The following is a 760-nucleotide window of genomic DNA, read 5'->3' as shown; positions in this document are numbered from 1 at the left end:
GTGATGTATACGTCGGGGACGACAGGGCAGCCTAAAGGGGTGATGATTACGCATCATAACGTGGTTTCTTTAGTTTGTCAGACTCGCTTTGTTGATATCAACCCTAGAGACGTGTTTTGTCAGCTTTCCGATCCCGGATTCGATGCGGCGACCTTTGAAATATGGGGAGCATTATTGAACAGTGCTACTTTGGTGGTACCGAACACGAATGTTAGAGTGGATGGGCATTGGCTTAGACAGTTTTCAGAGAGGCATGACATCTCTGTCCTCTGGTTAACGGCCTCCTTGTTGGACAGTTTATATCAACAAGACCCAACGTTGTTTAGTCAATATCGCTACCTTTTAAGTGGTGGACAGGCACTGAATCCGAGTACAGTTCAACACATAATAAGTGATGATTTTTCACCCAAACATTTTATCAATGGCTATGGTCCAACTGAGAGCACAACCTTTGCGACGACCTGGGAGTGTCAATCGGACAGCACGATAGCGATTGGCTCGCCAATTAATACGCGACAGTGTTATGTGTTAAATGCCCAACAGTCTCTCGTTCCGATAGGGGTCCCTGGTGAGCTTTACATTGGGGGGGCAGGTTTAGCGAGAGGGTACTTAAACCGTCCAGAGCTCACGGCCGAGCGGTTTATCGATAACCCATTTGCGACGCAAAGTGACATTGATAAAGGGTATACCCGCTTGTACAAAACTGGTGATCAAGTGCGTTGGTTGCCCGATGGCAATTTGGAGTACTTAGGTCGAACGG

Annotated in this window: 1 protein-coding gene; it reads left to right on the top strand. The window is 47.4% G+C overall.

Going from position 1 to position 760, the window contains the following annotated elements:
- On the top strand, nucleotides 1-760 hold a 760-nt coding region (locus ACM2FC_RS23545; protein WP_498483463.1), incomplete at both ends, for an AMP-binding protein.

Source organism: Vibrio sp. A37, from assembly GCF_059777565.1.
The sequence above is the reverse complement of the archived record's forward strand: the minus strand, read 5'-3'. Positions and strand labels throughout refer to the sequence as shown.